General features: G+C 38.6%; 24 protein-coding genes and 3 pseudogenes. 3 read left to right on the top strand and 24 right to left on the bottom strand.

What is annotated here, in order from left to right:
* Nucleotides 1-22: 22 nt before the first annotated feature.
* The 20 genes and pseudogenes from A4V09_RS08995 to A4V09_RS09100 all read right to left on the bottom strand — a co-directional run bounded on the left by A4V09_RS08995 (nucleotide 23) and on the right by A4V09_RS09100 (nucleotide 19,392).
* Nucleotides 23-1,420 carry an MFS transporter gene (locus tag A4V09_RS08995; RefSeq protein ID WP_065542047.1) on the bottom strand — a complete coding sequence of 466 codons (1,398 nt, stop codon included), beginning with the start codon at nucleotides 1,418-1,420 and terminating at the stop codon, nucleotides 23-25.
* 40 nt (nucleotides 1,421-1,460) lie between these two features.
* Entirely contained in the window at nucleotides 1,461-2,990 is a 1,530-nt protein-coding gene (locus A4V09_RS09000) for a carboxylesterase/lipase family protein (protein WP_065542048.1), read from the bottom strand.
* A gap of 10 nt (nucleotides 2,991-3,000) precedes the next feature.
* Complete coding sequence (locus A4V09_RS09005; protein ID WP_065542049.1) at nucleotides 3,001-4,215, bottom strand: hypothetical protein; 1,215 nt, start codon at nucleotides 4,213-4,215, stop codon at nucleotides 3,001-3,003.
* Between the two features lie 266 nt (nucleotides 4,216-4,481).
* On the bottom strand, nucleotides 4,482-5,426 hold the full coding sequence (locus A4V09_RS09010) for a helix-turn-helix transcriptional regulator (protein WP_157766928.1): 945 nt from the start codon (nucleotides 5,424-5,426) through the stop codon (nucleotides 4,482-4,484).
* Between the two features lie 321 nt (nucleotides 5,427-5,747).
* A complete protein-coding gene (locus tag A4V09_RS09015) occupies nucleotides 5,748-6,215 on the bottom strand; it encodes a low molecular weight protein-tyrosine-phosphatase (RefSeq protein ID WP_065542051.1) in 468 nt (155 codons plus the stop codon).
* Between the two features lie 182 nt (nucleotides 6,216-6,397).
* A pseudogene (locus A4V09_RS09020) lies at nucleotides 6,398-7,616 on the bottom strand (site-specific integrase).
* A 108-nt stretch (nucleotides 7,617-7,724) separates the two neighbouring features.
* On the bottom strand, nucleotides 7,725-7,928 hold the full coding sequence (locus tag A4V09_RS09025; RefSeq protein ID WP_065542052.1) for an excisionase: 204 nt from the start codon (nucleotides 7,926-7,928) through the stop codon (nucleotides 7,725-7,727).
* A gap of 451 nt (nucleotides 7,929-8,379) precedes the next feature.
* The gene (locus A4V09_RS09035) at nucleotides 8,380-9,585 is read right to left on the bottom strand and encodes an XRE family transcriptional regulator (RefSeq protein ID WP_065542053.1); all 1,206 of its coding nucleotides are present in this window, start codon (nucleotides 9,583-9,585) and stop codon (nucleotides 8,380-8,382) included.
* Between the two features lie 337 nt (nucleotides 9,586-9,922).
* Entirely contained in the window at nucleotides 9,923-10,192 is a 270-nt protein-coding gene (locus A4V09_RS09045; protein WP_065542054.1) for a hypothetical protein, read from the bottom strand.
* A gap of 68 nt (nucleotides 10,193-10,260) precedes the next feature.
* Nucleotides 10,261-10,716: a hypothetical protein gene (locus A4V09_RS09050; RefSeq protein ID WP_065542055.1), complete on the bottom strand. Its 456-nt coding sequence runs from the start codon at nucleotides 10,714-10,716 to the stop codon at nucleotides 10,261-10,263.
* 600 nt (nucleotides 10,717-11,316) lie between these two features.
* On the bottom strand, nucleotides 11,317-11,754 hold the full coding sequence (locus A4V09_RS09055; protein ID WP_065542056.1) for a winged helix-turn-helix domain-containing protein: 438 nt from the start codon (nucleotides 11,752-11,754) through the stop codon (nucleotides 11,317-11,319).
* Between the two features lie 52 nt (nucleotides 11,755-11,806).
* A pseudogene (locus tag A4V09_RS09060) lies at nucleotides 11,807-12,055 on the bottom strand (winged helix-turn-helix domain-containing protein); the annotation flags it as partial.
* Between the two features lie 205 nt (nucleotides 12,056-12,260).
* Nucleotides 12,261-12,908, bottom strand: a complete 648-nt coding sequence (locus A4V09_RS09065) for a hypothetical protein (protein ID WP_065542057.1) — start codon at nucleotides 12,906-12,908, stop codon at nucleotides 12,261-12,263.
* Nucleotides 12,841-14,235, bottom strand: a complete 1,395-nt coding sequence (locus A4V09_RS09070) for an ABC transporter permease (RefSeq protein ID WP_065542058.1) — start codon at nucleotides 14,233-14,235, stop codon at nucleotides 12,841-12,843. Before A4V09_RS09070 ends, A4V09_RS09065 begins: the two co-directional genes overlap by 68 nt.
* The gene (locus A4V09_RS09075) at nucleotides 14,236-15,111 is read right to left on the bottom strand and encodes an ABC transporter ATP-binding protein (protein WP_065542059.1); all 876 of its coding nucleotides are present in this window, start codon (nucleotides 15,109-15,111) and stop codon (nucleotides 14,236-14,238) included. It lies immediately after the preceding gene.
* 70 nt (nucleotides 15,112-15,181) lie between these two features.
* Nucleotides 15,182-16,366 (bottom strand): HAMP domain-containing sensor histidine kinase, encoded by a 1,185-nt coding sequence (locus A4V09_RS09080; protein WP_065542060.1) that lies wholly within the window; start codon nucleotides 16,364-16,366, stop codon nucleotides 15,182-15,184.
* A complete protein-coding gene (locus tag A4V09_RS09085) occupies nucleotides 16,354-17,034 on the bottom strand; it encodes a response regulator transcription factor (protein ID WP_065542061.1) in 681 nt (226 codons plus the stop codon). Before A4V09_RS09085 ends, A4V09_RS09080 begins: the two co-directional genes overlap by 13 nt.
* A gap of 451 nt (nucleotides 17,035-17,485) precedes the next feature.
* Nucleotides 17,486-18,685 (bottom strand): site-specific integrase, encoded by a 1,200-nt coding sequence (locus A4V09_RS09090; RefSeq protein WP_065542062.1) that lies wholly within the window; start codon nucleotides 18,683-18,685, stop codon nucleotides 17,486-17,488.
* A gap of 200 nt (nucleotides 18,686-18,885) precedes the next feature.
* Entirely contained in the window at nucleotides 18,886-18,978 is a 93-nt protein-coding gene (locus A4V09_RS26975) for a MerR family transcriptional regulator (RefSeq protein ID WP_330396540.1), read from the bottom strand.
* A gap of 141 nt (nucleotides 18,979-19,119) precedes the next feature.
* Complete coding sequence (locus tag A4V09_RS09100) at nucleotides 19,120-19,392, bottom strand: helix-turn-helix domain-containing protein (RefSeq protein ID WP_065542063.1); 273 nt, start codon at nucleotides 19,390-19,392, stop codon at nucleotides 19,120-19,122.
* Nucleotides 19,393-19,578: 186 nt separating this feature from the next.
* Here A4V09_RS09100 and A4V09_RS09105 point away from each other — a divergent pair, with 186 nt between their 5' ends.
* Nucleotides 19,579-20,619: a DUF6076 domain-containing protein gene (locus A4V09_RS09105; protein WP_065542064.1), complete on the top strand. Its 1,041-nt coding sequence runs from the start codon at nucleotides 19,579-19,581 to the stop codon at nucleotides 20,617-20,619.
* Between the two features lie 15 nt (nucleotides 20,620-20,634).
* On the opposite strand, the gene A4V09_RS09110 is transcribed toward A4V09_RS09105, so the two are convergent.
* Both A4V09_RS09110 and A4V09_RS09115 read right to left on the bottom strand, forming a co-directional pair.
* Nucleotides 20,635-20,907, bottom strand: coding sequence for a winged helix-turn-helix domain-containing protein (locus A4V09_RS09110; protein WP_084043511.1), 273 nt, complete (start codon nucleotides 20,905-20,907; stop codon nucleotides 20,635-20,637).
* Nucleotides 20,906-21,259 (bottom strand): annotated as a pseudogene (locus tag A4V09_RS09115) (ATP-binding cassette domain-containing protein); the annotation flags it as partial. The gene A4V09_RS09110 and the pseudogene A4V09_RS09115, both read right to left, overlap by 2 nt.
* A gap of 262 nt (nucleotides 21,260-21,521) precedes the next feature.
* On the opposite strand from A4V09_RS09115, the gene A4V09_RS09120 reads away from it, so the two are divergent.
* A complete protein-coding gene (locus tag A4V09_RS09120) occupies nucleotides 21,522-21,740 on the top strand; it encodes a helix-turn-helix domain-containing protein (RefSeq protein WP_065542065.1) in 219 nt (72 codons plus the stop codon).
* A gap of 19 nt (nucleotides 21,741-21,759) precedes the next feature.
* Complete coding sequence (locus A4V09_RS24875; RefSeq protein ID WP_198168579.1) at nucleotides 21,760-22,437, top strand: hypothetical protein; 678 nt, start codon at nucleotides 21,760-21,762, stop codon at nucleotides 22,435-22,437.
* Nucleotides 22,438-22,459: 22 nt separating this feature from the next.
* On the opposite strand, the gene A4V09_RS09130 is transcribed toward A4V09_RS24875, so the two are convergent.
* Both A4V09_RS09130 and A4V09_RS09135 read right to left on the bottom strand, forming a co-directional pair.
* Nucleotides 22,460-23,692, bottom strand: coding sequence for a DNA cytosine methyltransferase (locus A4V09_RS09130; protein WP_065542066.1), 1,233 nt, complete (start codon nucleotides 23,690-23,692; stop codon nucleotides 22,460-22,462).
* 916 nt (nucleotides 23,693-24,608) lie between these two features.
* A complete protein-coding gene (locus A4V09_RS09135; RefSeq protein WP_065542067.1) occupies nucleotides 24,609-26,402 on the bottom strand; it encodes a hypothetical protein in 1,794 nt (597 codons plus the stop codon).
* Nucleotides 26,403-26,413: the final 11 nt, after the last annotated feature.

Consider the following 26,413-nt stretch of genomic DNA (forward strand, 5'->3'; position numbering starts at 1 on the left):
TTATTCCAGTACGGAAAACATTTTATCTGTTCTGCCTGCATTTTATCATTTCTTCACGGATTTTTGGCATCTCTTTATCCAGGCGGTAAAAAAGCATGAGCACAAAACAAAGAGCCACGCAGATAACCGGAATCCAGTTATAGCAAAAACTGATGGCGCTCTGAGCACCTGCTGACTGCACGGCTTTGGCTGCGTCAAACCCGCCGGCTGCAAGAATCCATCCCATAACCGCCTGTCCAAGACCGAGTCCCAGCTTCTGGGCTGTGCTGACGCCTGCATTGCCCATTCCCACAGCAACGACTCCTGTTTTCCACTGACCATATTCGATGGTATCCGATACCATCCCAAAAGCCATCCCCCCTGCCGCGCCCAGGCCTACACCTTTCACTGCATTAAAGAATATGAGCAGTGGAAGGTTGGTACCGCACAGGCCTGTGCCTGCAAAGCCTGTGATCATGGCAATAAGCCCAACCTGATATGTTCTGTGTTTTCCAAACTTCTTCATGAATGCCGGTGTAAAGAACATAATGACAAATTGTGCAATGGATAACGCATTGTTGATAGGTGTATAGTACCCTATATCTCCAAGCACATACTGGGCATAGTAGGCGGCAGCCACTGCGTACATGACAATAACGAAGAAGATCAGAAACATACAGACGGTCATCAAGACCCAGTATTTGTTTTTAAACAGGGATTTTACAGCTGTCATTACAGACACCGATTTATCTCCTTCTGCCTGTTTTTCCATATTTTTTACACGCTCTTTTGTCCCAAAGAAGCATAAGATACTTGCAGCGGTCACGATCAGCCCCACTATGATAAATGCCTTTGTCCATGCTCCCTGTTTGTACATGTCACCTCGGCCGAATTTGTTCAGCCAGGTAAGGAAGAAGGTATTCATCGTGATGTTGGCCAATGTTTGAAAAATCATATTCATATTTCCCAGAAGGCCGCGGTCGAAATCATTCTGTGTCATAAGGTAATTCATGGACGTATAGGGCACATACATAGCGGTATAAAATACTGCATTTACCAGATTATACATAATAAAAATGTAGACATATTTTACAAATCCGGTCATAGATGCCGGAATACAGAACAGCAAAAGTGTGGAAACAGCCAGCGGGATACACATACGCACCAGCCAGATCCTGGCCTTGCCGTACCTGGATTTTGTGCGGTCTACAATCCCTCCCATGATCAGGTCACTGATACCGTCAAATACCTTTGACAGGGCTATGATAGTGCCTGCCACGCCTGCATCCACAAAGGATACATTCGTCAGATAAATCATAAAGAAGGCTGACAAGATGCCGTTTACCCATGCCATACCGTAATTGCCTATGCCGTAGCCGATGCGTTCGCTCCAGCTTAATTTTGCCTTTGGGTCATTATGTTTTGATGCATAACTAAACATTTTTCTCTCCTTTTCAAGGTGGTGCCAGGTCCGCCTTCTCTCAGTTTTCGTAAAATCTCATGTCCTTCCATACTTTCATAAGTGTACTGCAGTCGCGTGTTTCGGTTCTGGTCACTCTGTCAAAAATGCGGATTTTGGAATCATATCCCGTATATTTTGGCCAGTTCTTCTTATCTGGTTCCCCTGTTTTTATAAACTGCACCCAGGAAGTGTGCATGGCCTCTATGAGTGCGTCTATTGTTTCCTCAGATTCCTGGTCAAAGATAAATCTGCTGAACGCAAAATCTTTGTTGGCAAACATACAGGGAAGTTCATAAGCGTGAGAAGCTTTCATTCCGGTGGCCTTTCCTGATTTTGACACAAACTCATAATGGTACACCCATACATCCCCGTAGATTTTTTGAGCCTGTGCCACCTTCAGGGACGGCACACGGAATGCATAGTCTGTGGCAAAATTTATAAATGGTTCTAATTCTTTTGCCGGAATCTCTTCCGCACTGTTTAAGACGGCTTTTAACTCCTGACCTTTCAAAGACGGCTGATAATGGTGCATGATTTCCGATACTGCCGGGGTATGTCCGTTTTTTTCAAACATATCGGCGATCATGGACCAATTGTTTGGAAAACCTGTATTTTCCGGATGCACGAACAAGGTTCCCTCATGTTTATTGGTGCCGATGATCAGCTTTATACCCTCTGCGCTTCCATTTCTCACAGCATCTATGGGCCGCACAGGAATCAAATCGTCCTGAATGGGCCCGGGCAGAAAAATCCCGGGGTTTTTGTATTGATGTTTTTCCGCCACATAGGTGTTGCCCTTTTGCATTTCATAAGGGTCTGCTGTGCGAAGTTTCTTTAAATCCTCAACACTCCATCCCATGCCTTCTAAAAATATATCAATGTTCTCTCTGGCTGTCTTATGTGTTGCTATGCAGTTTGGCAGTGGGCTCTGGGCGATTGCCTGCGTGAACATCCCTTTTACGGCCGGGATCGCCAGCATGTTTATCACAGAAGCGCCGCCTGCGGATTCTCCTGCGATCGTAACGCGGTCAGGGTCTCCTCCGAATGCTCTTATGTTTGCGTGGATCCAGGTCATGGCAAGGATCTGGTCAGAGATGCCACAGTTGCTCTCAAAATCTTCACAGCCGGGATACGTTGTAAAATCATAAAATCCCAGTACATTTAAACGGTACTGAAAAGAAACAAAAAGGATGCCTTTTTCCGCAAAAGAATCGCCATTGTAAAGAGGTACTGATGCCGAGCCGGTATTATATCCGCCGCCGTGTATCCACACAAAAACCGGCAGATTTTGGCCCTCCATGGGGCGCCGGATGTTCAGAGTGAGGCAGTCTTCGCTGCCTTTTAATCTTCCATCCTCTAACTGGACTGCTTCTTTTCCATACTTTCCGGCATCATAAACCCCTTCCCAGGGAGCTGCCGGCTGTGCTCTTTTAAAGCGCAGATCTCCAACCGGAGGTTTTGCAAAAGGGATGCCAAGATATTCTACCAGATTGTTTCTCAGATGGCCTTTTATCTTTCCGTTTGTTGTGTTTACCACGTATTCTTCCATTATACCTTCCTCATAGTTTCCGCTTAGAAAGTGCCACTTTTTTCCCTGCTGCAGTCAAGTCTTCCAGACCGCCTGCCACCTCCTGCAAAACATGTGCCTTCAATCTTGGCCTGCAGTTTTCATCCGGTTCCTTAAAAAATCCAAAAGATACTTCTGCCCGACCGCCAATCTGATTTTTTTCAATCCCCTGTTTTTTCAGCATTCCTGTCTCCGTCAGCAGCCGAAAATTATAGACAGTCCGCACATAGGGAAGTTCCGCTGCAAGCCGCAGCAATTTTCTTGTGTATTCTGCCTGTTTAATTTCTAATTCCGGGTCCCCGCAGTCTGTAAAACCTGTCTCTGTCAGAATGACCTGTTTCTTGGCATCGCCGTATTTACACATGACCCGGTATGCAGCATCGTTGTAATCCTTCCACAGACAGTCCGGCTCCTCAATATGTAAAAAAAGATCTGCATCCCTCTCCATCTGGCTGGTGCTCATCTGATACGGATGCCATGCCACAAGGTCAAAATAATCATCCGGGTCTTCAGACCAGAATTCCCCCGATTTAATACGGCTGTATATCTTATCAAGGGTCCATGCGATTCCATACATAGGGGGAAGGTAATCCGGCAAATCCCCGCCAAGCCAAGGTGTGCTCAGAGCCGGCGAAAAGGAAACCACCCTGGCATCCGGGTTTGCTCTTCTAATACCTTTTGCGGCAAAGTACATCAGATCAACAGCTATGTCCAGTTTTTCATCCGGGCTGTAGGGCCGTGACATATGGCTGTCAAGGAATCCGTCAGGCTGTAAAAACGCATTGATGTTCCATTCATTTCCCACCTCCCACTGAGATACCTGCGGAAACAGGGAGACCATGGTAAACCAGGACTGCTCCAGCATATCCAGAGTCTGGCGGTAAAGACTTCCTTCTGTCAAATCTCTGTTAGGTACAGCATGTCCGGTGCGCTGTCTGCATCCCTTTGGCAGAAACCATTCGTGGCTCATTCCTGTAACTTCCAGATGTAATTCCTCTGCACGGTTTAAAAGTTTCGTATGTGCCAAAACAGCTCCCTCATTTGGCGTTACCGGGTCCATAAGGATATCTGTCAGGTGCATCCAGGAGCGGTATGCTGTACAGCCTAAGGCTTTGACTAGATCCAGATATTCTGCGGCAGATACATAGGTATCCTGCTCACGCTGAATCAGCGGTTCTCCGATTCCGTAAAAACATTCTGATCTCATGCGCTTCCTCCTAATCATGATGTGTCGGTGTTGTGCTTTGATGTACTTATGATAGCAGGAGGCGCGGAATTCATATACTGTTATTTTGTGGTTTTTGTAATTAATTTGCACTGATATGAAATGGTAGAAATGTAACAGCGAGCAGAAAGCCCCCTTTTGGATCCAGACCACAGAGTTCTCATTGTGGTCCGATCACAAAAGGGGGCTTGAGATTTTGCCGGTGATATTATTCCACTTCTCTCCCCAATCAATAAATGAGCAAAATTCTATTTTTCCTCCAGAAATTCTGTGGGCTTATAGGATTCTCGATACTGTCTTGGTGTCATATTCTTTTTGGCTTTGAATATTTTCCCAAAATAGCTCTGCGATGGGAAGTTGACATACTCAGCGATTCTGGGTATGGATTCTTCGGAATAGATCAAGAGATTGGCAGCACGTTCAATTCTCACATCATTCACATAGTCTTGAATACATATTCCTGCCTCTTTTTTAAAGAGACGTGACAAATAACTGCTGCTGATTCCCAGCTTGCCAGCAATATCATCCAGATAGATTTTCTCCCTGAAATGCTTTTTGACGTAATCTTTGCACTGTTCTGTATAACTGGAAGTATGACGCCTGGTTTTCAGTTCTTGGACACGTTTTGTAAGTTCTTCTATGGCATGATTACGGTAGGCAAGAATCTGCATAATATCTTTGCACTCTGAACCTTTGTTTATGTAGTATCCGCTGAGACGATAGGCGGCATATGGCATCAGTCCACCCTCAATAGCCGCGCGGGCGCACAGGGTTACCCCGATAACCAGCATATTCCGCCAGTGGGTCAACTCACTGGCTCCCAACTTTCCAACTTCCGGATCCATTTCCTTGGATAGGCGGACTGCCTCCGCAACATTTCCCTCTCGCACCATATCCAGAAGTCTCCTCTCTTCCTGATAGGAGTGGCGGTAAAAATCTTCTTCATCAGATTTTAAAGTGAAGAGAATCTGCTCTTCGGCTTCCTGCTCTCTTGTGACTGGAATCAGATGATTGGCATTTAATAACTGCCGGTCAGTATATTCTGTGTCAGTTACTATTTTTGCAAGGATACAGACCAGATGGAGTATTTCTGTGACTGTAAACAGATGGAGGTTCTTTTCAGCCGTTTCTGGTATTCCATATGTGCGGTAGAATTTATGTCTTTGGGTTTTATTGAAGAAAGTTGTGCACATAGGGCCTGCCAGATAGTATTTCTGCGATGTACGGATGCAGGCAAAATAGGCCTGGTGATCATCTTTACAGATGTACGGGATTGACTGTTTTTTTGCACTTTCTATTAAATATGTTTGCAGTTCTGCACAGTGGTGTAAGGGGTTATGGGCAGAATTCTTTTGATATGAAATAATTTCAGTATCTTTTATAGCAAATATTCCTATGTTTTGGAGTTCTGACAAGTGTGTAAATAAGTAGGTGGAGTATTCCGTTTGGCTTTTCTGCATAGACTCAGGCCTTCCTGGATGTTTTTATAAATTATTTTGATTGCGTTTGGTATTTCATCTGATTTTTTTCTGCCGCTGTAATGTCTCCAGGAATGCGTGGCAGCCTTCTACAATATCAGAATAAGTTGTCTCGAAATTTCCTGTGTACCATGGATCTGCAATGTCCCTTGCATTTGTAGAAAAGTCCAGAAGACGGCAGATTTTGTGTTCCGGATCTCCGCCTGCAATGCGATTCATATTGCGGATATTCCATTCATCCATACCTATGAGATAATCATATTTTGCGTAATCTGACTTTTTCATCTGCACCGCGTATTTGCCCGCTGTGGAAATACCTACTTCCCGCAGTTTGTTACGGGTTCCTTGGTGTACCGGGTTGCCGATCTCTTCTGTACTGGTGGCAGCGGATGCGATGTGGAAATTGTCTTTTTGGTTTTCTTTTTGGACGATGTCTTTTAGGACGAATTCGGCCATGGGGGAGCGGCAGATGTTGCCGTGGCAGACGAATAGTATTTTTATCATGTTCGCTTAACTCCTTATATCTTTGATTTTCCTTGAATTCATGGGCTTTTTACAACCTTGTATATTTTTCTGTTTTCGCAAAAACTAGTATAAGTCAGCATGTTTTTCCACTCAAAAGTTGTAAAATAAGTTGTAAAACCACTCCTTGTTTACAACTTTACAACTCATTCAGAATAGATTCTTTAAGCCTTTTCACGCATATCTGACTGACTGCACACCGTTTTCATTTCTTGTTGGATATCATCAAAGTCTAAATGCGTATAAGTATTCAGTGTTACCCCAATATCCGAATGTCCCATAATCTTTTGCAATGTTTTTGGATTCATACCCGACTTTGCCATATTGGAACAAAAGGTATGCCTGCATACATGAGGTGTTACTTTTGGCATTTCTACTTTATAAATCTTATTATATTTTTCACAGATATGCTGGAAATATTTCTCCCAATGCAATGCAACCATTGGCATGCCGTTTTTATCAAGATACAGAAAGCCCGCTTTTCCGTCAATCATAGGTTCTACTTTGGGATTTTTACGGTTCTCAATGATTTTTCTGAAACATTCCTTGACCTCATCCGTCATTGGAATCATTCTCGTCCCGCTGTCTGTTTTGGTGTCCTCTATGATATACTCCATGTTCCGTTTACGCTGTAACTGGTGATTTACATTGATAATTTCCTTTTTCAAATCAATGTCTGCCTTTGTCAGCCCTACAAATTCAGAAATCCGAAGTCCCGTCTTGAACAAAATGTAAATACCCTCATAATATTTTGAGAAGTGTTTATCATTCTTTACAAATTCTAAAAAGGCTCGTTCTTGTTTTCTGGTAATGGCTTCTCTTGTCACACTATCATTGACAACAACCGTTGCAAGCTGAAATTCAAAAGGATTCTTACGAATCAAATCATCATCCACTGCCATCTGAAACGCTGGTCTTACAACACCTCTGACTGTATGTATGGTGCTGTATCCCCTGCCATCACTTTGTAACTTAATAAGCCATCCTTTAGCATCTGAGAGTTTTACTTTATCAATCCGTTTCTTCCCAAATGCTTCTTTCTTGATGATATTGATTACAAAGTTATAATTAGCTTCCGTATTATGCCTGACACCTGTTTTCTGTGACACATACTTTTTTACCAGCTCTAAGACCGTCATATCACCACCAGAAGAAATAATATCATCTTCTAAATCCTTATGAATCTGTTTCTCCTTGTCCCTTAGTGGTATATCGTCTTTTGCCCCCTGTGGCACGTTATTCTGTCTTGACCAGCCTCCAACTGTATACATATTTGGTATTCCCTGCATTATCTACATATTTATACATATAACGCCCGTCTTTACGTTGGCTCTCTCCATTGCGTAAAACACGGTTTTTACTATCCCGTCTTTTTTCGCTCATAAACGCTCCTTTCCACTTCTGAAAGAGCCCCGATATGACATAAAGAGTATACCATAACCGGGGCGGATTCGCCATATCCTAAGAGTGAGTCTGTAGCAAAAATTGCAACTATATTACCTCTAACTCATCAATCACTTTCTCAAACAATTTTCTTTTTATTTGAATGCGGTTTCCATTCATAATCAACCAGCCTGCTCCTTGATGATCTTCCGCCAGTTTTCTTAATTTCTTTTCACCTATACGAAAATACTTTGACGCTTCCTCAATGGAAAGTGTATAACGTTCCCATACCGGAATATCTGTGTTACTCATAAAACACCCCCTTTCTTGGTTAAGTTTTCAAGCAGTCAGGTGGCTTGCGTCAAAAGCCCACAGCATTTCAGCCCTGTATGGTTCTCATACAGCCGTACCCATTGTGTGCGACGCTTCTAACGCTCGGACTGTGGCTGTACGGGAGTATCATTATCTGACAAGGCAGGTCATGGCGGGGAAATAGACAAATTTCCCTGTGGACGTGATAGGGGGGACCGCTCACTTACCGGGATAAGGTCATGGCGTATCACTCCAACGGCTCTCTGCCTGTCAAAGGTATCTGACTGCTGTATTTAATTATCAAAGAACAAGGAAAAGGAACTTACCCTTTTCATACCGTAACTTCCCATGGAACGTTATTTTGTTGCATTTTTGAAGTAAATTTTCTTCTTTCCTTTTCCGCTATTAATACGATTTATAGGTACACATTTGGCAATCCTATAGGAAGAAATTAGAAAATACCGTCATTCTCTTTTTGTAGAACAGCGGTATCAATCATATCTTCTACGGCAGTTGTCATCTGCCTTATTCGTATTCTGTGGGCTTCCTTTAGTTTCGCCTGTTTTAATATATATTCCAGCAGGTGGGTGCCGTTTTGTTCTTCTATCCTGTGGATGGTCACAAGGCTGGGTGCCGCCTGACGTTTCAGCCATTCCACAGTTCGCTCCATTGTATAGGATTCTGCCCGCATTTCCAGCTCTATGGGCTTCCTGTCCTTTCCGGCGAACCATTCCCATATAGGGTCTATGGAATCGGTTTTACAGGCAATAAAACGTATCTGCCTGTTAATGATCGTGAACACCACCTGTTCGGGACTGTGTGTTTCCAGCAGGTCACGGACTGCCTTTTCCGCTTTCTTATCGGTCAGGCGAATCTCAAAGCGGTTCTTGATGTCTGTCTGAATGTGCTTGTTTTTCTGCTCTTTGTCCTTTTGATACAGGCAGAAATACTGGGAACTGCTCCGAGAACCGATATACAGGGTGCTTCCTTTGTCCCTGTCTCTTTTTACCTTACTGCTGAGTGCGCCAGCGTGCATGGCTTCCCATTTGCGAGAATGTGTGAGTAGCTCCCCGTTACTGCATTTCTCAATCAGCAGGGGGATATCCAATAACCCCGCCACATCATTGACCGCTAAGTCCAACCGTTTGATGATACCGCCAGCACTGATACAGGCTTGCAGGAAGTCATACCAATCCCTGTTTTGAGCCTGTAGGAATGGTTCCAATTGTCGGCATCCCTTTCCCTTTAATTCCAGCAGAAGCCCTTTTGTATCGTCCTGTGAAGCCATTAGAGTAATATCTCCGTAAGAATACTGTTCCTTGTAACCGTAAAAGGCATAGTCCTCATGAAGCAGATAGTCCGGCTTGATTTGTAGGATATTTCTTATGGTTTCCTCTGCGTCAATGGTGGGGAAGCGGATACGGAGATAGTCAATCAGCAGGAACAAAAGGGGATCATAGGCAAACAGATTCAGTGTCGCAAGCAGTTTTTCCTTTAGGCTGTCGCTGGGATGGGATTTACCTATTTCAATTTCATTGAGGTACTGTTTTGTAATGCCGGACAGATAAGCTAGCCGACCTTGTGAAATTCCGTAGGACAGACGTTCTTTTCTAAGTTGTTCTTTAAATTCAATATCGTTTATTCTGTATTCCTCCAATTAAAAAAGCATATGCCGTTTTGACATATGCCTGTAAATTATATATTTTACTATTATCATCACATGGAGATTTGTGGTATTCTTAAACAAGTTCCAATTCTCTTTTATACAATGGGTCTACTTCACACCTACAACCTCCACATTCTTTATCAGCCTGGTTAATTGCTGATACTTAAGCATTGTTGTTTGATTTTTTGTCTAACCATTGTTGTGCTGGAACAGCTATTAGATTCCAACTTGATTCTACAAACTTTTTCATGATCGGATATAATTCTTCCATAATATTTACCTCATGCAAATTTACAACTACTATATAGTTGTAACTAATCACACATATTTATTCACTTACTTTTGAGTCTATTCTTTTTAATAAAGCATCAAATGTTGTAATATTATTTATAAACTGCCCAAACTCACTGTTTACAGCTAGGAAATGATATACTTCATTTAATATATTAATTAAACTGATTTCAATATTACCTTCTAAGATATCTTCTTTAAAGTTTTCATTATGTGATGAGCATAATTCTATAAATGCATAGTATCTACCAGCTGCTTGCATAAAGTCATATAAACGCCCCTTATTACTGCAAATTGAAAAGTTCATCTTAATTCCTTCAAGAAACTCATATCTGCATTTTTTAAATTGTTTCCATCCTTTTCTGAATTTATATTCTATAAATCTTTTATATCCGATTCGCCGAGCATGAAATTCTGTCCAGTAAAAAAAGCGTTATAATATTGCGAATTAAAAAGAGCATTATGATCACTGATTTGTAAAAAGTCTGCATAATCATAAAAGTCATGTGCATGAGTCAGCTCATGTAATACAGTTCCATGTACATCGTTCAAATCTTTTTTAGGTAACACCTGCTTAGATAAAACTACTAACGTTGTTTTATCTCTTGTCGGAGCAAAAATTACTGTTCCGTTAGAATTATTGAGTGCAGCGCCAATCTTCATTACTGCATCTTTTTGTGCAACGCACATATCATATTCAAGTACTTTTGCATATACATCATCAACTATAGCTGTATCAATATTCCGTTTTTCATCATAGTCGCGTATATGATTATAAAAGTATAACAATTCTTCTTGTAATATATTACTTAAAGTTGTATTTGTATCCATATTTGTATCTCCTCTTATTATCATTTCTTATTCAAAACAAACTCAAAATTTTTCATCGTTCTATTTCTTCTAAATAAAGTAACAGTAATGCCCGTATGGCTGTCTAATAGGCACTACCAAATTTCTAATTTATTTATTAATCATATTTTATCATAAACATACCTTAAAGTCATTTCTTTTCTGCTTGCAGGAGCGTACTCGTCAGCTCATAGTTTATCAAGGGTTCCGGCGCATTGCAAAGCAACAAGCCCTTGACAAACCATGCCCTGACAAGTCTTTGGTAATCAAGCAGATAAAGGAAATGTATGCTGTAGTTTAGCAGCAAAACTTTAATTTATCATCAACGTGTAAGTTTGAATAAAAAACAGGTGTCAACTCAACAGTATCAGTTCACACCCATTTTCATCATCTAAAATAGCATTTTGCCCCGTAAATTCAAGGGATTTTGTACTTACTGTTTCTTGCTTCCAGTTTCCTAGTGCCCCCCTGTTAGATACCGGGGGCTGTCGTGCGAGGCAAGCCCGCACGAAAAGGCGGAACTTGCGGTTTGTGACCGCAAAACCCGCCAGTCGTGTCTTTCCCTGATATGCCAGGCAATCTTTATGTACTCTCTGAATAACTGGCATTAAATCGATAACCAATACCACGGACAGTCAAAATATATCGGGGATGTTTCGTGTCCTTTTCTATCATTGTCCTCACTCCGCTTACCAAAGAAGTAATATTACTGTTGGTTTCCTGTATGTAATGGTCACCCCATAAAATTTCATACAGATAGTCATATTTGAATACCATACCTTTATGGCTGGCTAGGAGATAGAGCAGACTAAATTCTCTGTAATTGAAATCTAAAAGCCTGCCGTCCTTTTTTACAGATAACTCCTGTGGATCAACCACAAAGTTATCAAAAGTAAGAACAGGCTGATATTTAATTTCTTTCATATCTTGAAATTCATACTGTTCCAGCAGATTAACAACTTCATGGAATACCTTTTCATCGTTGTCGTCCTTAAATGAAATTACGAGCATTTTTCCCATTTATATCACCCCCTTTTCATTATGATTCTATCTTGTTTTCATTTTGGCAGAGTTAAGACCTATCTTCATTGAATTTATAACCAACACCCCAAACAGTTAGTATGTAAATTGGTCTGTCAGGATTAGGCTCAATTTTTTTTCGTAACTTTCTGATGAATGAGGTTAGATTCCTTGTATCTGTAATATAATCATTCCCCCACACATTGTCATAGAGCTGTTCCTTGGTAAATACTTGCCCTTTATGGGAATATAGGAAATATAACAGGTCAAACTCTTTAGCGGTTAAGTACAATGGTGTCCCCGAACAATCTTTGAAAGTTCTTGTGTATGGATTGACTTGAATTTCATTTGCATCTGTTGTTATCATTCTAGGTTTAATTACAGTTTCTGTAGTTAGCCATTCAAGTGTTTTTTGAAAAATCTGTTCTTCTTTATCTGTAAATTCTACAATTATTATTTTCTCATTATGATTTATTTTGCGAAAAATTCATTATATTCTCTCTCTTTTATACCCTATTTCCCAAACATTTTATCTGAAAAACAAAAAGCACTAATAGACTTATCGTTATACTGAACAGTGTTATCAATTTGGAAATTCCAACAGTACCATCGATAATAGGGAATATATAGAGGACGCTGCTCTCACTAATAATTTCAAGTTGACAAAACGTCCAATAACCCAAAACAGACAAATACCCAATAACGTCACTATTTCCTGCCTGTGAAAAAACAAGCGCCAGAAGCCCCATAAAAACAGCATACATCACTGTTACTGAAATGTATTTCCAAAATGGAAATACACAGTGATATGTTTTCATTACAAAAGCAACTACAAGAATCATAAAAGCGGTCAATAGAATACTGCATATCAGACGAATGCTTACACTTTTCATATATGACCATGACTTTGTATAAATAATTTCTTTGATACCTGTTTCTAATTCTCGTTTTGTTACTGGTATCAAAATAATCGCTCCAACCAGAGCAAGAGACTGCCCCAACACTTCCGCCGACTGTATGTTATTTAAGTTTGAAATACCCCTTATGATCGGAATGATGAATAAATAGGCTATACCCAGCAATAAACTATTTTTGAAAGTGAGAAAAAAATCTATTCTTAAAAAATCTAAAATGTTTTTGCAGAAAATATTCATAATTTAATTCTCCACCTCTTTTCTTGTTATATATTAGAATGGACAATCCTACCAATAGCAGAGAAACGATAGCATATAGACCTCTATTCAAACAAATAAGAGTAAAATCCCGACTTATTATTTCAGAGCCGCCTAATACATTATGGCGTATCATCAATGTGAAGATACTGGTATCTCCGGATAGCCCTGTAACAGTTCCGTCAACGAACCACCATACAAATTGTATTAAAATTGCGACGGATGTTGATGTTAAAATCGTGAAAAACATTCCCAGTGATGTGACAATCATTGCTGTAGGTAACAGCCACCATATCATATATTTTAAAAAGGCAAACAGATCAATTGCAATACCCGTATCCGCTGAATACCCCATTAATGGAATTAAGGACTCAAAGCTCAAAAGAACTACTGGTAACATAACAGCCGTAAGCAAAGCTAAAAACCGAATAGAAATAAATCTTGCTGTTCCTGTTGGTTTACAGTCTATCAATTCATTCATGCGATTTCTTCTATCTTTTAACCAGAAAATAACAGTTACAAAAACAGGGAACAGCCCTAATGCTCTTGTTATGTAATCACAAAATAATCTGGCAAAAGCATTACTTACTTTATCATCATAAATTGTTTTGTTGTATTCATCCATTGCTTCCCCATAGGTCATTTCAGACAAACCATAATATTGTGTCAGATTTTTCATGGAGTAGTTAGAACCTCTCCCAATAATATTTTCTGCTTTCTCCATTAGCTTCTGAAATCTTTCATAAGACACTTGGGGTACGAACTGTTTTGTGTAATCCTGTTCAGTATCTATGCCGTCACTGTCCCCCATTTTAAAAGTAAAACTTCCATTCCCATCCGGTTTCACACTTTCTCCAAAATGTATAATATTCCCATTTACAGCTGGGAAGTAATCTTCTGGAAGATGATTGATCTGCTGTTCATTCAATCCTGTTATCTCAGTAATAATATCTAAAATTTCCTTTTGTTCTTTGTCGCTCAAAACAACCTCTTTGTAGTAAGTAAACGGGTAGGTGGAATAAGAATTTTTTAGATACTCTACTATTAAAATATCTGTACCGCCACACATAATTTTTTCTGGTACTTCTTTCTTTTTCATCCCATAACTTTCTGCCCCTTTTTCTGGTTTTTTCAAGAAAGAACCACCTGCTATTTCAGAATAAATAGAAGTATCGCTTTCTTTAGACGAAGATATTTCTTTATTTGTTACCCCATAGAAATTGTCATGCCAGCTAAACAGCAGAAGCCCAATAAACAAGAGATACACAACGCTGAAACAAATTCTTTTCAATTCCTTTAAGAAATACATTTATTTCACCCCCTGTTTATAATTCGATATCAAATAAATATAACTGTCCTCAAGCGTAGGCTCACAAGCAGCCCCATCTTTCTGCGGAGTGCCACCACATAAAAATCTACAGGATATATCCGTTCCATTTTGATGAACATTGATAATATGGTACATCTGCTTAAACTTTTCTAATTCATTTTGCATAAGCGTAGTGGTATATACTTTTCTTTCTCCCAATTTTATCAAGTTACCAATCTGCCCCTCAAAGATCACTTCTCCAGAACATAAAACCGCTACATTAGAACAGGTCGCTTCTATATCGCCCGCTATATGCGTTGATATTAAAATGATTCTGTCCATAGCAAGTTCAGAAAGAAGATTATAAAAACGTAACCTTTCTTCGGGGTCTAGTCCAGCAGTTGGTTCATCGATAATTAAAATCTGGGGATTATTCAACAAAGCCTGTGCAATTCCAAAACGCCTTTTCATACCGCCAGATAAATTCTTGAATCGTTTATTTTTTTCCTGTTCTAAATGCACTTGTTTTAATAACTCATTGATACGCCGCCTGCGGATATTTTGGGGGAGTTCTGATAAGACAGCAAGATACTCCAATGCAGAATACACGCTCATATTTGGATATACCGAAAATTCTTGTGGGAGATATCCTATCATTTTACGAACTTCTTTCTTGTCTTTAATATCAATCCCATTCATTTGGATTGTTCCTGATGATGGATTCAACATAGTTGCCAGTATACGCATCAGTGTTGTTTTTCCAGCTCCATTTTCTCCTAACAATCCATACATACCAACTGGAATATGTAATGAAATATCCTTTAACACACTTTGTTTTCCATATTTTTTATTCAAGTGTTTGATTTTGATTTCCATAAAAAAACCTCCTTATATGTTCTATAAGGAGATTATTTCATATGAAAGTCAATTTTTAGAAAAGTTCCAACTATTTTTTTATTTTTATTGTAACGCTTGCACCGTGATTGGGGGTATTTTCCAAATATAAAACGCCTCCCAGTTTTTCACAAAGTATTTTACAGATAGAAAGCCCAATACCAAAATTTCCGCCATTCGCAGGAGAACTGTAAAAGAAAGAAGTCGCAAAATTTAGTTCTTCCGTTGTAAATCCAATCCCATCGTCTTGTACCTGAAAAGAAAAACAATCTTTTGTTTCCTCTATTGTCAATATGATTTTATCAACAGAAAAGCGGAGTGCATTATCAAAAATGTTTTCCATAACTTTTAATAACATATCCTTATCCGTTTCAATGAGCAATGTTTTAGATAAATCATGTATTTCAAACCGTTTGTTATGTTCCGTCGCAAGTATAGAAAATTCTCTTGTGATATCTGTAATCAGTTCTTTGAAATCATAAGATTCTTTTCTAATTTCAATATCTTCCATTTTCTGTATATCTCTGACACAATCCACATATCTTTCTAATCTTTTCACTGCTCCTGTCATGTTTTTGACTGTTGTTTGTAAAACTTCGCTTGTAAGACTCTCTCTCTCGATTGATTTCTTTAAATAATCCAGATAGCCGTTGATTACAGTAATCGGCGTTCTTAAATCATGAGAGATAGAAGCCGTCAGAGTCTTTCTTTCCTGTAGCATATCCCACGTTATACGATTACTTTTATAAATCTCATTTTTCATATATTCAAACGTGTCACATAATTCACCCAGTTCATCATCAGACGTGTATTGTAGCTGAAAATCCAAGTCTTGTTCTGAAATATGAGATATCCCATTTTTTAGATTTTCAAGAGGTGCTTGTAACTTTAACTTGTAATACAATTTTGCAACCAATACAGAAGCGGTTATGATATAGAGAACAGGTAATACTGCCATAAGGATTGTCACGATCCAATAATAGATCTTGTTTTCTTTTGAGAGTTCACCATGTGTATATTCTCGTGGAATGACGGTAATCTCATTATTTGTTTGATATTCACTTGTGTAATCAGTGACTACAATCGGTCTGGCATCTAATATTTTCTGCCGGATATTTGAAAATGTTAATATAGTAATAATTGAAAATACACTAACAACACCAAGACAAAACAGAGCTAACAACACCAGTGATTTTTTTAGTGACATTTTTTGAAATACTTTTTTTATTTTATCCATTTATACCCGACTCCCCATACTGTAGAAATATAGGATTTATCTGTAAATTCAGCAAACTTCAATCTTATTTTTCGTATATGCTCTTTGATAACCGTACTGTCACCGTTGCCATCAATGCCCCAGATGATTTCATACATCTTTTCTCTGTCAAAGACCTGACCTGCATTTGTTGACAATAACTTTATAATTTCAAATTCTTTGTTTGATAATTCAACCCGATTGCCTTTAATAAAGAGGCTTCTATCTGAGTAATCAATCATCAACTCTTCTGAAAATTTACCTTTCGTCTTATTATGATTTCTTTTTTCACGCCGTAAATGCGCTGAAATTCTTGCTAATAATTCATTTATAGAAAAAGGCTTTGTAATATAATCATCTCCACCAACCATAAGCCCGTTTATCTTGTCCTGTTCGGATACCCTTGCAGTGAGAAAGAGTATAGGGCATGATACAAAATTCCGAATAGATGAGCATAAATCAAATCCGTTCATGCCCGCCATGTTAATGTCTAATAAAATAATATCTGGGCTATGAGATATTTTATCCAGTGCCTCTTTTGCATTGATAGCGGAATAGACAATGTAACCTTCCAGCTCTAATTGTAACTTTAACATATCCAGTATAGATTGTTCATCATCCACGACTAGTATTTTATATCTTTCACCCACTACATTCACTCCTTATTTGACAATTCGACTATATAGGACTTATAACATATAAAAGTCAATTTTTAGTCAAATGTGGAACATATTATTTCTAACCGCTCCTTAATCAAGCTACTGTTCAATCACTCTTTTCGGGCTTTCATTTATATTCTTCTTGCCATATCAGGGATTCATTCAAAAGTTGTAAAACTGTTGTAAAATTTGATACTATCTTTAATAAACCCATATAAGTTAAGGAGCTTTATCGAGAAATACAACTCCTGCCGTGGCAGACGAATAATATTTTAATCATATCTTTTATATCCCTTCATAAGCCCTCAAACCTTGATATTACTGGCTTTCTGGCGCTTTTCTCATTTTTTGTTTTTTACTCCAAACTCACGCAAATCTATATAAATCTACGCAAATTTACGGGCAAATGGTGTAGTAAGTGGTATAGTAGACCGGTGTATTTTTAACCTGATTTTCTCTGCTTTTCCCGCACATCAGTTACCTTAAAGCCGATAACTTTTGCCATCTGTTCCGCCGCCCGGTCATAGCTTGCATGAGTGTAGACATTCAGCGTCACTCCCACATCAGAGTGTCCCATTACATATTGCAAGGTCTTTATATCCATACCGGAGTTTGCCATGTTGGTGCAAAAGGTATGGCGGAACACATGGGGAGTGATATGGGGCAACGGATTCTCTGGATGCAGCTTCTTATATTTCTTCATCGCCCAACGCATTTCATTTTCGATATGCAGAGCAACTTTCGGGTGTTCATCTTTGTCAATCAGAAGAAAACCTCTATAACCGTCTACAATCATCTCCGTCTTTATTTTCCGGCGATTGGCAAGAATATTTTTCAGACTTTCATAAACTTCTTCTGTCATAGGAATAAAACGGCATCCACATTCCGTCTTAGTTTTCTCAACGTAATATTTTCCGCCCCGTTCCCGGACAAGCTGGTGATCTACCCGGATTCTTCGGTTTTCAAAATCCAAATCCCCCTTTGTCAAGCCACAAAATTCGCTGACACGCATACCAGTTCCCAACAGTACAACAAATTCATCATAGTATTTTGTATAGGTCTTATCTTCCCGGATAAAATCCATCCAAATCTTCTGCTGCTCCTCTGTCATGGCAATCCGTTTCTGCGAATCGTTCGGAACGACATCTACTAACTTGAAATCAAAGGGATTCCTGCGGATAATGTCCCCATTGTATGCCATCTGAAAAGCGGGTTTGACAACACCCCTGACACTTGTAATCGTGCTGTACCCTTTTCCATCATTATGAAGCTTCATAATCCACCGTTGGGCATCTGATACCTTGATGTCCCCTATCTGACGATAGCCGAAATCTTCTTTCTTAATCAGATTTAGGACAAAATTATAGCCGACTTTGGTATTGTAGCGTACACCCTGTTTTAAGCTGATATAGCGTTCCAAAAGGGCAATCACAGTAATCTTGCCTGCCGCATAGTTAATTCCATCATCAAGCTGCTTTTGGATTTCTTTTTCTTTCTCCCGCAGTTCTTTCAGATCAGAAGAATAAATGGTCTGTCGTTTTCCATGAATGTCTGTGTATCGGTACTGATAAATCAGGTCTTTTCTCTGGCTCTCTCCTGTCCGCAGGATTCTTCCTTTATTGTCTTTTCGTTTCTCGGACATTGTCAAACTCCTTTCCGTGATGGAAAGAGCCTTGATATGACACATTTATTGTATCACATCAAAGCCGCCTTTTACATCACTTATTTGCATTAGATAGCATTAAATTGAATACGCCTGCTCGATGTACTGGTCGAACAGGTGCCGCTTAATCAATCTCTTATTTCCAACCCACAAGACAAACTTGCAGTTATCATCATTGGTTATATCTCTAGCTTATTGATTCCCACACCGGAATAAGCCGCGGCTTCTTCCAGCGTTAAATTACTTTTCTCCCAAATGGGAATTTCCTTCATAGGCAGTTACCTCCTAAAATAGTTTATCCGGCGGGAGCAACCCTGCCGGAATGAAAAATTCGTTGTGTATTCGGTTCAAGTGGCGAAGTGGCAAGACTGGCAATCTATAAAAATCCTGCCACTTGGATGTTCTTTGCCACTTCATTCTGTTTTCAGCGACAGCAGCCATTGTGTACCGCTCCGCTCGGAAATCAGTTTGTTTCCCAAACTTTGCTTTGCGGTTCGGACTGTCCGGGCAGAAATGCCACGCTGGGCTGCCGCTTTGTCTATGTCTGCGCTTAACATCTGCTTTCCGTCTGCCAGCAGGTCAAGTATCAGCTTTTCCGCCTGTTCCGCTTTGGTTTCCGTATGCTCCACACCGGCAAGTAGCTCATCGGCGGTCTGCCACATCCAAAACCAGCGGCAAATCGTCATTGCTGCTCAGTCTCTTTTTATCGTTCATTCTGTTCCTCCTATAAATCAAATAAGTTAAAATGAGGAATTACCAACTGCAATCATCATAGCGAACTATCCTTGACAAAACAATACTTATACGATACTATGAGTGTAACTGATATTACTAAATTATATAATTACCATAATCAAAGGCAGGGGATAGGAATGGAAAACCAGTTTGTGCGGCATGAACCGTGTTTTGAGAGGATTTTGTTTGTCCTAACGCTGGACAGAAAGAAAATGAAAGAACGAATTTTGATTGGAGAAGAACAGCATATTCGCTTCCGGCTGGACGGGAGCGAATATGTAGAGGTGCTTTGTGATGTGACACGTCCGCTGGGAACTTTTCTGATAAACTTTGAGCAGGACACGGACAGGGAATGGAACTTATATGGGCTTTCTCCGCTGCGGCAAGCCCTCCATTCCGACCGCTGGAAACAGCCGGAGCTGGAACAGGCAGCAAGTGAATTTCTTTGGGGCAAATATCTTAGCAATGACCCTCTGAAAATGTATGTGGCGTTCCGCATCTGGAACAGCTATCTGCTTGCCAGAGAACCCCGTGACCGTAACGCTGTCTGTGACCGCTTCATGGATAAAATGAGCAGCCTGACCGGGGCATTCCATGACGGAGCCATGAGCTTTGATAAAGAGACAGGAAAACCGAAACGCTTTCAGGCTGGCAGCCTTTATTTCAAAGGCGCACCGTCCGAAGATACTCGGCTTGACCTCTGGTTCCCGGACAACCGGCGTACAGAGGAATGTGTGTCTGCCTATGCGTCCCTCTATCCGCTAATAACCTATTATCTGAACCGGCTGAATGATTGGGGGCTGTGCTTCCGGCAGTGCAAGGTTTGTGGAAAATATTTTCTGGCAAAGAGCCAGCGGTATGAGCTGTGCAGCGACAAGTGCCGCAAGGCTCAGGCACTTCAAAACAAGCGGGAGTTTGACGAAAGAGCCAGAGAAAACAATTATGATTTGCTCTATAAAAATGAGTGCCAGAACTGGCGCAACAAAATCAACCGGGTAAAGAATACCACCGGCTTTCCTGCTGACCGACTGGAAAAAATACAGGCTGCTTTTGCTGACTTCAAGAAAGAAGCATTGCAGAGAAAAAAGGCTGTAAAAGCAGGAACAGCCAGCCCGAAAGAATTTATGGACTGGCTGTATCAGCAGAGTAATGTAATTGTGGAACTGACGGACTATTAAAAATGTTCGTCAGCTTTATGGCAGTGCAAATTTATATCCGATACCGGTAACGCTTTTGATATAATCAGGGTCACCCGGTTCTGTCTTTAGCTTTTTTCGCAGATTGCTTACATGGTTATTGATGGCTTTCCGAGAATAGTAGGTGTAATCTTCGTTCCAAACCAAATCCATGATAACCTCATAGGTAAATACCCGTCCGGGATTCATAATGAGCAGGACCAGGATGTCGAACTCTTTTACAGTCAGGGCGATTTCCTGCTCATGAACAATCACACGCCTATATTCCATAATAGTCAATCCTTTTTCTGCACACCCTTTTATCTATTCCAGATAAATTTCCCATGTATTCTAGACACTCTCTGACGGTAAGTGTCGGATATAGGTCGATTTCCTGCGGTAGATAACCAATTTTTCTTTGAATTTTCTCATAATTTCCTTCACTGTACAGAATTCCATCCAACGAGACAACGCCTCCCGTCGGTTTTAGAATCGTAGCTAATACCCTCATTAGAGTCGTCTTTCCTGCTCCGTTTTCACCCAACAGTCCAAAAATTCCAGTGGGAATTTCTAAATCTGCATGGTTAATTGCTGTAACACCGTTCTTAAAAGTTACTGTCAAATCTTCAATCTGAATACTCATCATCTTACCCTCTTTTCTGAATTATTTTCGGTAATGCCGCCATCAAAATTGCTCCGATACAAATACATAGCATTTTTCCATAAATACAAGAAACATCTCCATGATTTTCCAAATCTCTGAACGTGTAGGAAAACAAGTTCCATCCTCTTAGGAATTAATCTCCCCATCATCTATCAACTGCCTTCCTTTTTGTCGGTTGTTACTCATAATCCGTTGCCCCATATGCGCATTCCTTCTAAAATTAATTGCGGAGGTATTTGCAATGATTAAGAAAAAATTTGGATTAGCTGTGAAAAAGTATCGCGAGCAACTAGGCTTAAGTCAAGAAAAATTTGCCCTAAGCATTTCGATGGATCGAACTTATTATGCATCTGTAGAATCTGGCAAACGCAATATTTCTTTGCAGAATATTGAAAAAATTGCAAATGGTTTGAATATTTCTCTTTCACAGCTATTTGAAACAATAGACACAATTTTATAGTATACTAAGGAGGTTTATTATGCATAGCTATATAATTAATCACAATATTCACTTTAATTGTGGCTTTCCCCTCACAACTAACAATGTTATGACCGCGATCCACAATACAAATGATGTATTAGAAAAATTACCCGCTTCACTTTTTCGTAGCATCGATTATAAAACAACTAGTGCAATGATTGGTTGCATTCTATGCGAAAATATTGCACTCACAACTGATGGTGCCGCAATCGTGAACCCTATTGAAAAAGGACATCCCGATATTGTTCCTCATAAGGCTGTTGGCTCAACCGAAGAGCAACTTCGCAACTATCCTATAGGTCTTGAAGTCAAATGTACAATTGGCGGTGTACCCAAAGATGTTAATATAAATAAAGCAGCACCCCGAATTGATTATATATCAAACGTCACTTGGCAAGCACACCACCAAGAAGTTAATGAACTTTTTGGCATTACTTTTGACTACATACGCACACCTTCCGGCTATAAGCCAGTTATTTCTGCTACATTCTATAGTGATGAACTTTGTGTTTCAGACTGGGGCGATATTAGTGGAACTGAAGGGCGTAATACAAAAGTCTGTGGTATGAAAGCCTCTGGGAAAACTAAAATGGGAGCCGGTTGGTTTGCGATTCTATCTGACACCCCAATTTATTGGCAAAAATATTCTTATCTTTTCAAAATTGTTGCAAAATAAGATAGCAATCAGGAGGAAATGTCTATTTTGGCATTTCCTCTATTCGCTTTAAATTCTCTCCCAAAAGTTTAGTATATACTGGCGTTACAGGTTCTCCTAATATATCTCTTAGCAACATAGCACTTGCATATATTTCTTTTCCATTTTTTCTTACCGTCCACTTATATTCATTTGGATTTATTCCAAAAAGCAATGCCACCTCATATAATGACAATACTCTGTTTTGTGTAGGATGAATATTTTTGTCAGAACAGGCATATGCAGAACGTGTTGTTATTGTTGGTGCAGGCTCATCTGCACTCATTCTTTTATATGTAGACACAAAACCTTTAATTAATCTATATTCTCCATCTTTTTCTACCGTTGGTTTTGGTAATAATTTTCCGCATTGCTTACAAAACACATCCTCTTTTTCTGATATATAATGGCATTCTGGACATTCATTATTATCAAATGCACTACAATTAGGTTTTGTATTCGAAATCCAATAATATAATTCAGGTCTTGAAACTGGGACAAAATGTAATGGATGAAAATCAGATTTAGCCATTTTTTTATCAACACTATCCAATGCAGGCAACTGTCCAATGGTTTCTCCTACTGTTTTAAAATTAACTTTATCTAATATAGCTTGAGGAAACAACTTATTGACATCAAATGCTTCACCCATTAATTCCTTATCAACAAATACTCCTATAGTTCTTCTTCTATTCTGTGGAATTCCATATTCGGCCATATTATGAACTTCAAACTTGCCAATATATCCCCTTTTTTCTAACTGAATTTTAAATTCATCTACAAACAAAACCTCTTTTCCATCTTCATTCAGCAACAATGTATTGAACATTCTATCCACATTCTCCCATACGAAAAATTTAGGTCTAAAACGTTGCAATAACACCAACGCATATCTATACAAATAATTTCTTTCATCTATCTTTTTTCTTTTGCCCTCCCTTATAGCCTTTTTTATAGATCCAATACCATTCTTTGACATTCCTTGACAAGGTGGTGTAGCTACCAACATAAATAGTCTTTCACCGTTAAGTTTTTTCAGTGCCTTTTCATATATTTCTTCCAAATGTGTTGCTATATCTCCTACTATTACATCTGAATCAGGATAATTATTTTTAATAATTTCAGCTCTATTTTCTTCTAACTCATTCATTACAATTGGAATATAGTCCGCATTTCTAAATCCAATATCTCCAATTCCACCTCCTGAGAATAAACTTATATATTTGTATTCCTTCATATTTACATCCTCACCTTTAATTGTAAATTTCATGTATATATTGTCATAAATGCAGAATCTAATCAATCGTCCCAAAATGATTCTTTCCATTCAATATTTGGGCTTTCTGCCATAAATACACCTTCATTCAAATTGGGCAGACAACGCCTGCCCAATTCACATCATACCAAAACTTTATGAATAATACTATATTTTCAAAAATTTATGTTGAATTTTCTATTTGTCATTTCAAGGCTCTTTCAAAAATGGTGTAGTAGTGGTATAGTACGCGCCTTATCCTGCCATGAAATCATTGATTTTACAGGCTCTTAGGGAATATTTCAAGATACTGCCGTGGCAGACGAATAGGTTTTTTATCATTGTTTCTTAACTCCTTATATCTTTGATTTTATGGACTTTTTATAGTTTTGTATATTTTTCTATATTTGATAGCGCACCGTTAACTTATGTAGAAGAACTTTATACTAATTATAGACATTTTCTCACATTATGTATAATTAGTAAAAACTTTGTTAATACTTATATATTTTTAATCACGCCATACTTTGTTTCTAAAGCTTTTCTAGGGGGAATAAAGAGAAGTTGTTTTATGAATTGTCTTTCTAGAACACATCTTCTTTAAGGACAATAAATGATCTAATTTCAATTACTTTTGAAAGAAACTCTGCGTCCAACTTAAACTCAATTTCTGGCTCAAGTGAAAAAAAAACCTCTCTATAACAAGTAGAAGGACATTCAACATGTACGAGAAACTCAGCTTTTTCTTCTGATATTAACTTCTGTATTTCATCATTATTCAATTCAAAAGATAATTTACCATATTTCCCTAAACTGTGTTTTCACCTCATATTCTACCCTAAACGATGAATCAATATAATCATCTCCAAGGTCATTCAGAATTGGATATGGAGTTAATCTATTTTTTATTCGCATAATAATCCACCTCCATCATACAATATCTATCAAAAGAAACTTCTACCTCAATCTTTAATTTTTCATTTTTTATCATTTTACGAAGATAAATAATATTATATATAATAGAATCCACCTCCGCACTACACTCTTTTTCTACTATCATTGCTTTTATTATAGGTAACTCAAAATCACTTTGTTCTCCAGATAATGAAAACTCTAATTTTCCTTGTGGTGCAGTTGACGGTACATTAAAGTTCAATATATATTTTCCATTTTTAACATCAGAACATATCAATCTTTTCTTTATATCTATTTTTATATATCCTGTTTTCTTTTCATTTCTATCAAGTCTAGGTTTGGTAACTTGCCCCGGATATGGATTCGGATTTGGGGTTGGAGTATAATCATTTCTTGGTTCGTGTCCACCTCCAATATCTGTTTTTTCATCGCTTTCCTTAACTTCTACCATTTTAGATTTATTTTTTACTGGTGCCACAGATTTACCTATTAAATTTTTAATCAACGTGCTAAGTTCATTCTTACTAACTTTCTCATTATTCTCAGATTCCTTTGTATCAGGCAAAAAATCACTTGAGCCTATTGCATCCATTGAATTAGAACTTACTTTTCCATAACATTTTTTAACAGTTTCACGAATATACTTTCTGAAATCATTTAAAATATTATTATATTTTTTCTCTTCTCCACGACATCTTCCAGGTTCCCAGGCATCATGTGATGGAACTTCCATATTTTTAAATGCTTCATTCATATTATTTCCTTCTTCCTGCAAATATAGAGTGCACTCACCATCTCTAAATCCATATTTTTTTCCATAAACCTCAGCATCTAAAGAAATTTTCTTTATCTTTGGATCCGCTGATGTTAATAAATGATAATACTGAAGTAAATCCTTTACATCTTCTCCATCATATGGATTTAGCTGTGCCATATATTTATGTACACTCTTTTTATCTATAATCTCCCCTTGTATATTTACAACCAATTTTCCTTTAACTAATGAAACAAGGAAATCCATCAGTACAGCACGAATAAAAATCTTTTTAAATTCTTCAGTCTGATGCATTCCAAATATATATATATCTGTTCCCGAATCAGTTCTTTTATATGTCTTATCAAAATCGGCTAACTCGGGGATTGCCATAAAACTATCATCTTCTGAATAATATCCTACACCCGTTGTCCATCCTCCAATAGTCTTATCCTCAAATGAAATCAATTTTGCAACTCCAAAATTTGAAACTCTATCATTTATATCTAACGATGAATAAAAAACTGTTCGCAAATCAGAACACGCAAATGCTGCTGCTTTTCCAATACCAAAACTACCACCTGAACTTTTCCCCTTATTTGATGAACCACTTTCTTTTACCAACCGACTCCAGTTTGTACCTTTTCCGCAAGTATCGCTTCCTGTTAAACCTATTGTATTATGATCACTTATGCGCAGAACTTTTATCGTTGGTTGACATATAACATTTTCTGCACATTGAAAAAATTTCAAAGCATCTGGTTCCTCTTTATTGCTTTCTTTACACTTTTTAATAAATTTCTCAAAATCATCCACATCTGGTATGCAATCTCTTGGCATATCAAAACTAACAAATTCTACTAAAACAGGTTTATTTGTATTTGGAACTACAACGTCCAATGAATTCTGAATGCTTTCTCTTTCTAATGATCTATAGATATTTGCAGTAAAAGTTTCAATACCTGCATCATTTATTCCAACAATAGTGGAATTTTGATTAGAAATAAATCTCCATTTTTTCATTTGTTCTTTTT

The organism is Blautia pseudococcoides, assembly GCF_001689125.2.
GTDB lineage: Bacteria > Bacillota > Clostridia > Lachnospirales > Lachnospiraceae > Blautia > Blautia pseudococcoides.

Excerpts from the sequence above, each read along its gene's own strand:
- A4V09_RS09135 (WP_065542067.1), bottom strand. The coding sequence starts at position 26,402 with ATGAAAAAATGGAGATTTATTTCTAATCAAAATTCCACTATTGTTGGA.
- A4V09_RS09070 (WP_065542058.1), bottom strand. The coding sequence starts at position 14,235 with ATGTATTTCTTAAAGGAATTGAAAAGAATTTGTTTCAGCGTTGTGTAT.
- A4V09_RS26975 (WP_330396540.1), bottom strand. The coding sequence starts at position 18,978 with ATGAAGGAAATTCCCATTTGGGAGAAAAGTAATTTAACGCTGGAAGAA.
- A4V09_RS09055 (WP_065542056.1), bottom strand. The coding sequence starts at position 11,754 with ATGGGAAAAATGCTCGTAATTTCATTTAAGGACGACAACGATGAAAAG.
- A4V09_RS09080 (WP_065542060.1), bottom strand. The coding sequence starts at position 16,366 with ATGGATAAAATAAAAAAAGTATTTCAAAAAATGTCACTAAAAAAATCA.
- A4V09_RS09120 (WP_065542065.1), top strand. The coding sequence starts at position 21,522 with ATGATTAAGAAAAAATTTGGATTAGCTGTGAAAAAGTATCGCGAGCAA.
- A4V09_RS09100 (WP_065542063.1), bottom strand. The coding sequence starts at position 19,392 with ATGACGATTTGCCGCTGGTTTTGGATGTGGCAGACCGCCGATGAGCTA.
- A4V09_RS09015 (WP_065542051.1), bottom strand. The coding sequence starts at position 6,215 with ATGATAAAAATACTATTCGTCTGCCACGGCAACATCTGCCGCTCCCCC.
- A4V09_RS09130 (WP_065542066.1), bottom strand. The coding sequence starts at position 23,692 with ATGAAGGAATACAAATATATAAGTTTATTCTCAGGAGGTGGAATTGGA.
- A4V09_RS09050 (WP_065542055.1), bottom strand. The coding sequence starts at position 10,716 with ATGGATACAAATACAACTTTAAGTAATATATTACAAGAAGAATTGTTA.
- A4V09_RS09110 (WP_084043511.1), bottom strand. The coding sequence starts at position 20,907 with ATGGAATATAGGCGTGTGATTGTTCATGAGCAGGAAATCGCCCTGACT.
- A4V09_RS09090 (WP_065542062.1), bottom strand. The coding sequence starts at position 18,685 with ATGTCCGAGAAACGAAAAGACAATAAAGGAAGAATCCTGCGGACAGGA.
- A4V09_RS08995 (WP_065542047.1), bottom strand. The coding sequence starts at position 1,420 with ATGTTTAGTTATGCATCAAAACATAATGACCCAAAGGCAAAATTAAGC.
- A4V09_RS09000 (WP_065542048.1), bottom strand. The coding sequence starts at position 2,990 with ATGGAAGAATACGTGGTAAACACAACAAACGGAAAGATAAAAGGCCAT.
- A4V09_RS09025 (WP_065542052.1), bottom strand. The coding sequence starts at position 7,928 with ATGAGTAACACAGATATTCCGGTATGGGAACGTTATACACTTTCCATT.
- A4V09_RS09010 (WP_157766928.1), bottom strand. The coding sequence starts at position 5,426 with ATGTGCACAACTTTCTTCAATAAAACCCAAAGACATAAATTCTACCGC.
- A4V09_RS24875 (WP_198168579.1), top strand. The coding sequence starts at position 21,760 with ATGCATAGCTATATAATTAATCACAATATTCACTTTAATTGTGGCTTT.
- A4V09_RS09045 (WP_065542054.1), bottom strand. The coding sequence starts at position 10,192 with ATGAACTTTTCAATTTGCAGTAATAAGGGGCGTTTATATGACTTTATG.
- A4V09_RS09105 (WP_065542064.1), top strand. The coding sequence starts at position 19,579 with ATGGAAAACCAGTTTGTGCGGCATGAACCGTGTTTTGAGAGGATTTTG.
- A4V09_RS09065 (WP_065542057.1), bottom strand. The coding sequence starts at position 12,908 with ATGAATATTTTCTGCAAAAACATTTTAGATTTTTTAAGAATAGATTTT.
- A4V09_RS09005 (WP_065542049.1), bottom strand. The coding sequence starts at position 4,215 with ATGAGATCAGAATGTTTTTACGGAATCGGAGAACCGCTGATTCAGCGT.
- A4V09_RS09075 (WP_065542059.1), bottom strand. The coding sequence starts at position 15,111 with ATGGAAATCAAAATCAAACACTTGAATAAAAAATATGGAAAACAAAGT.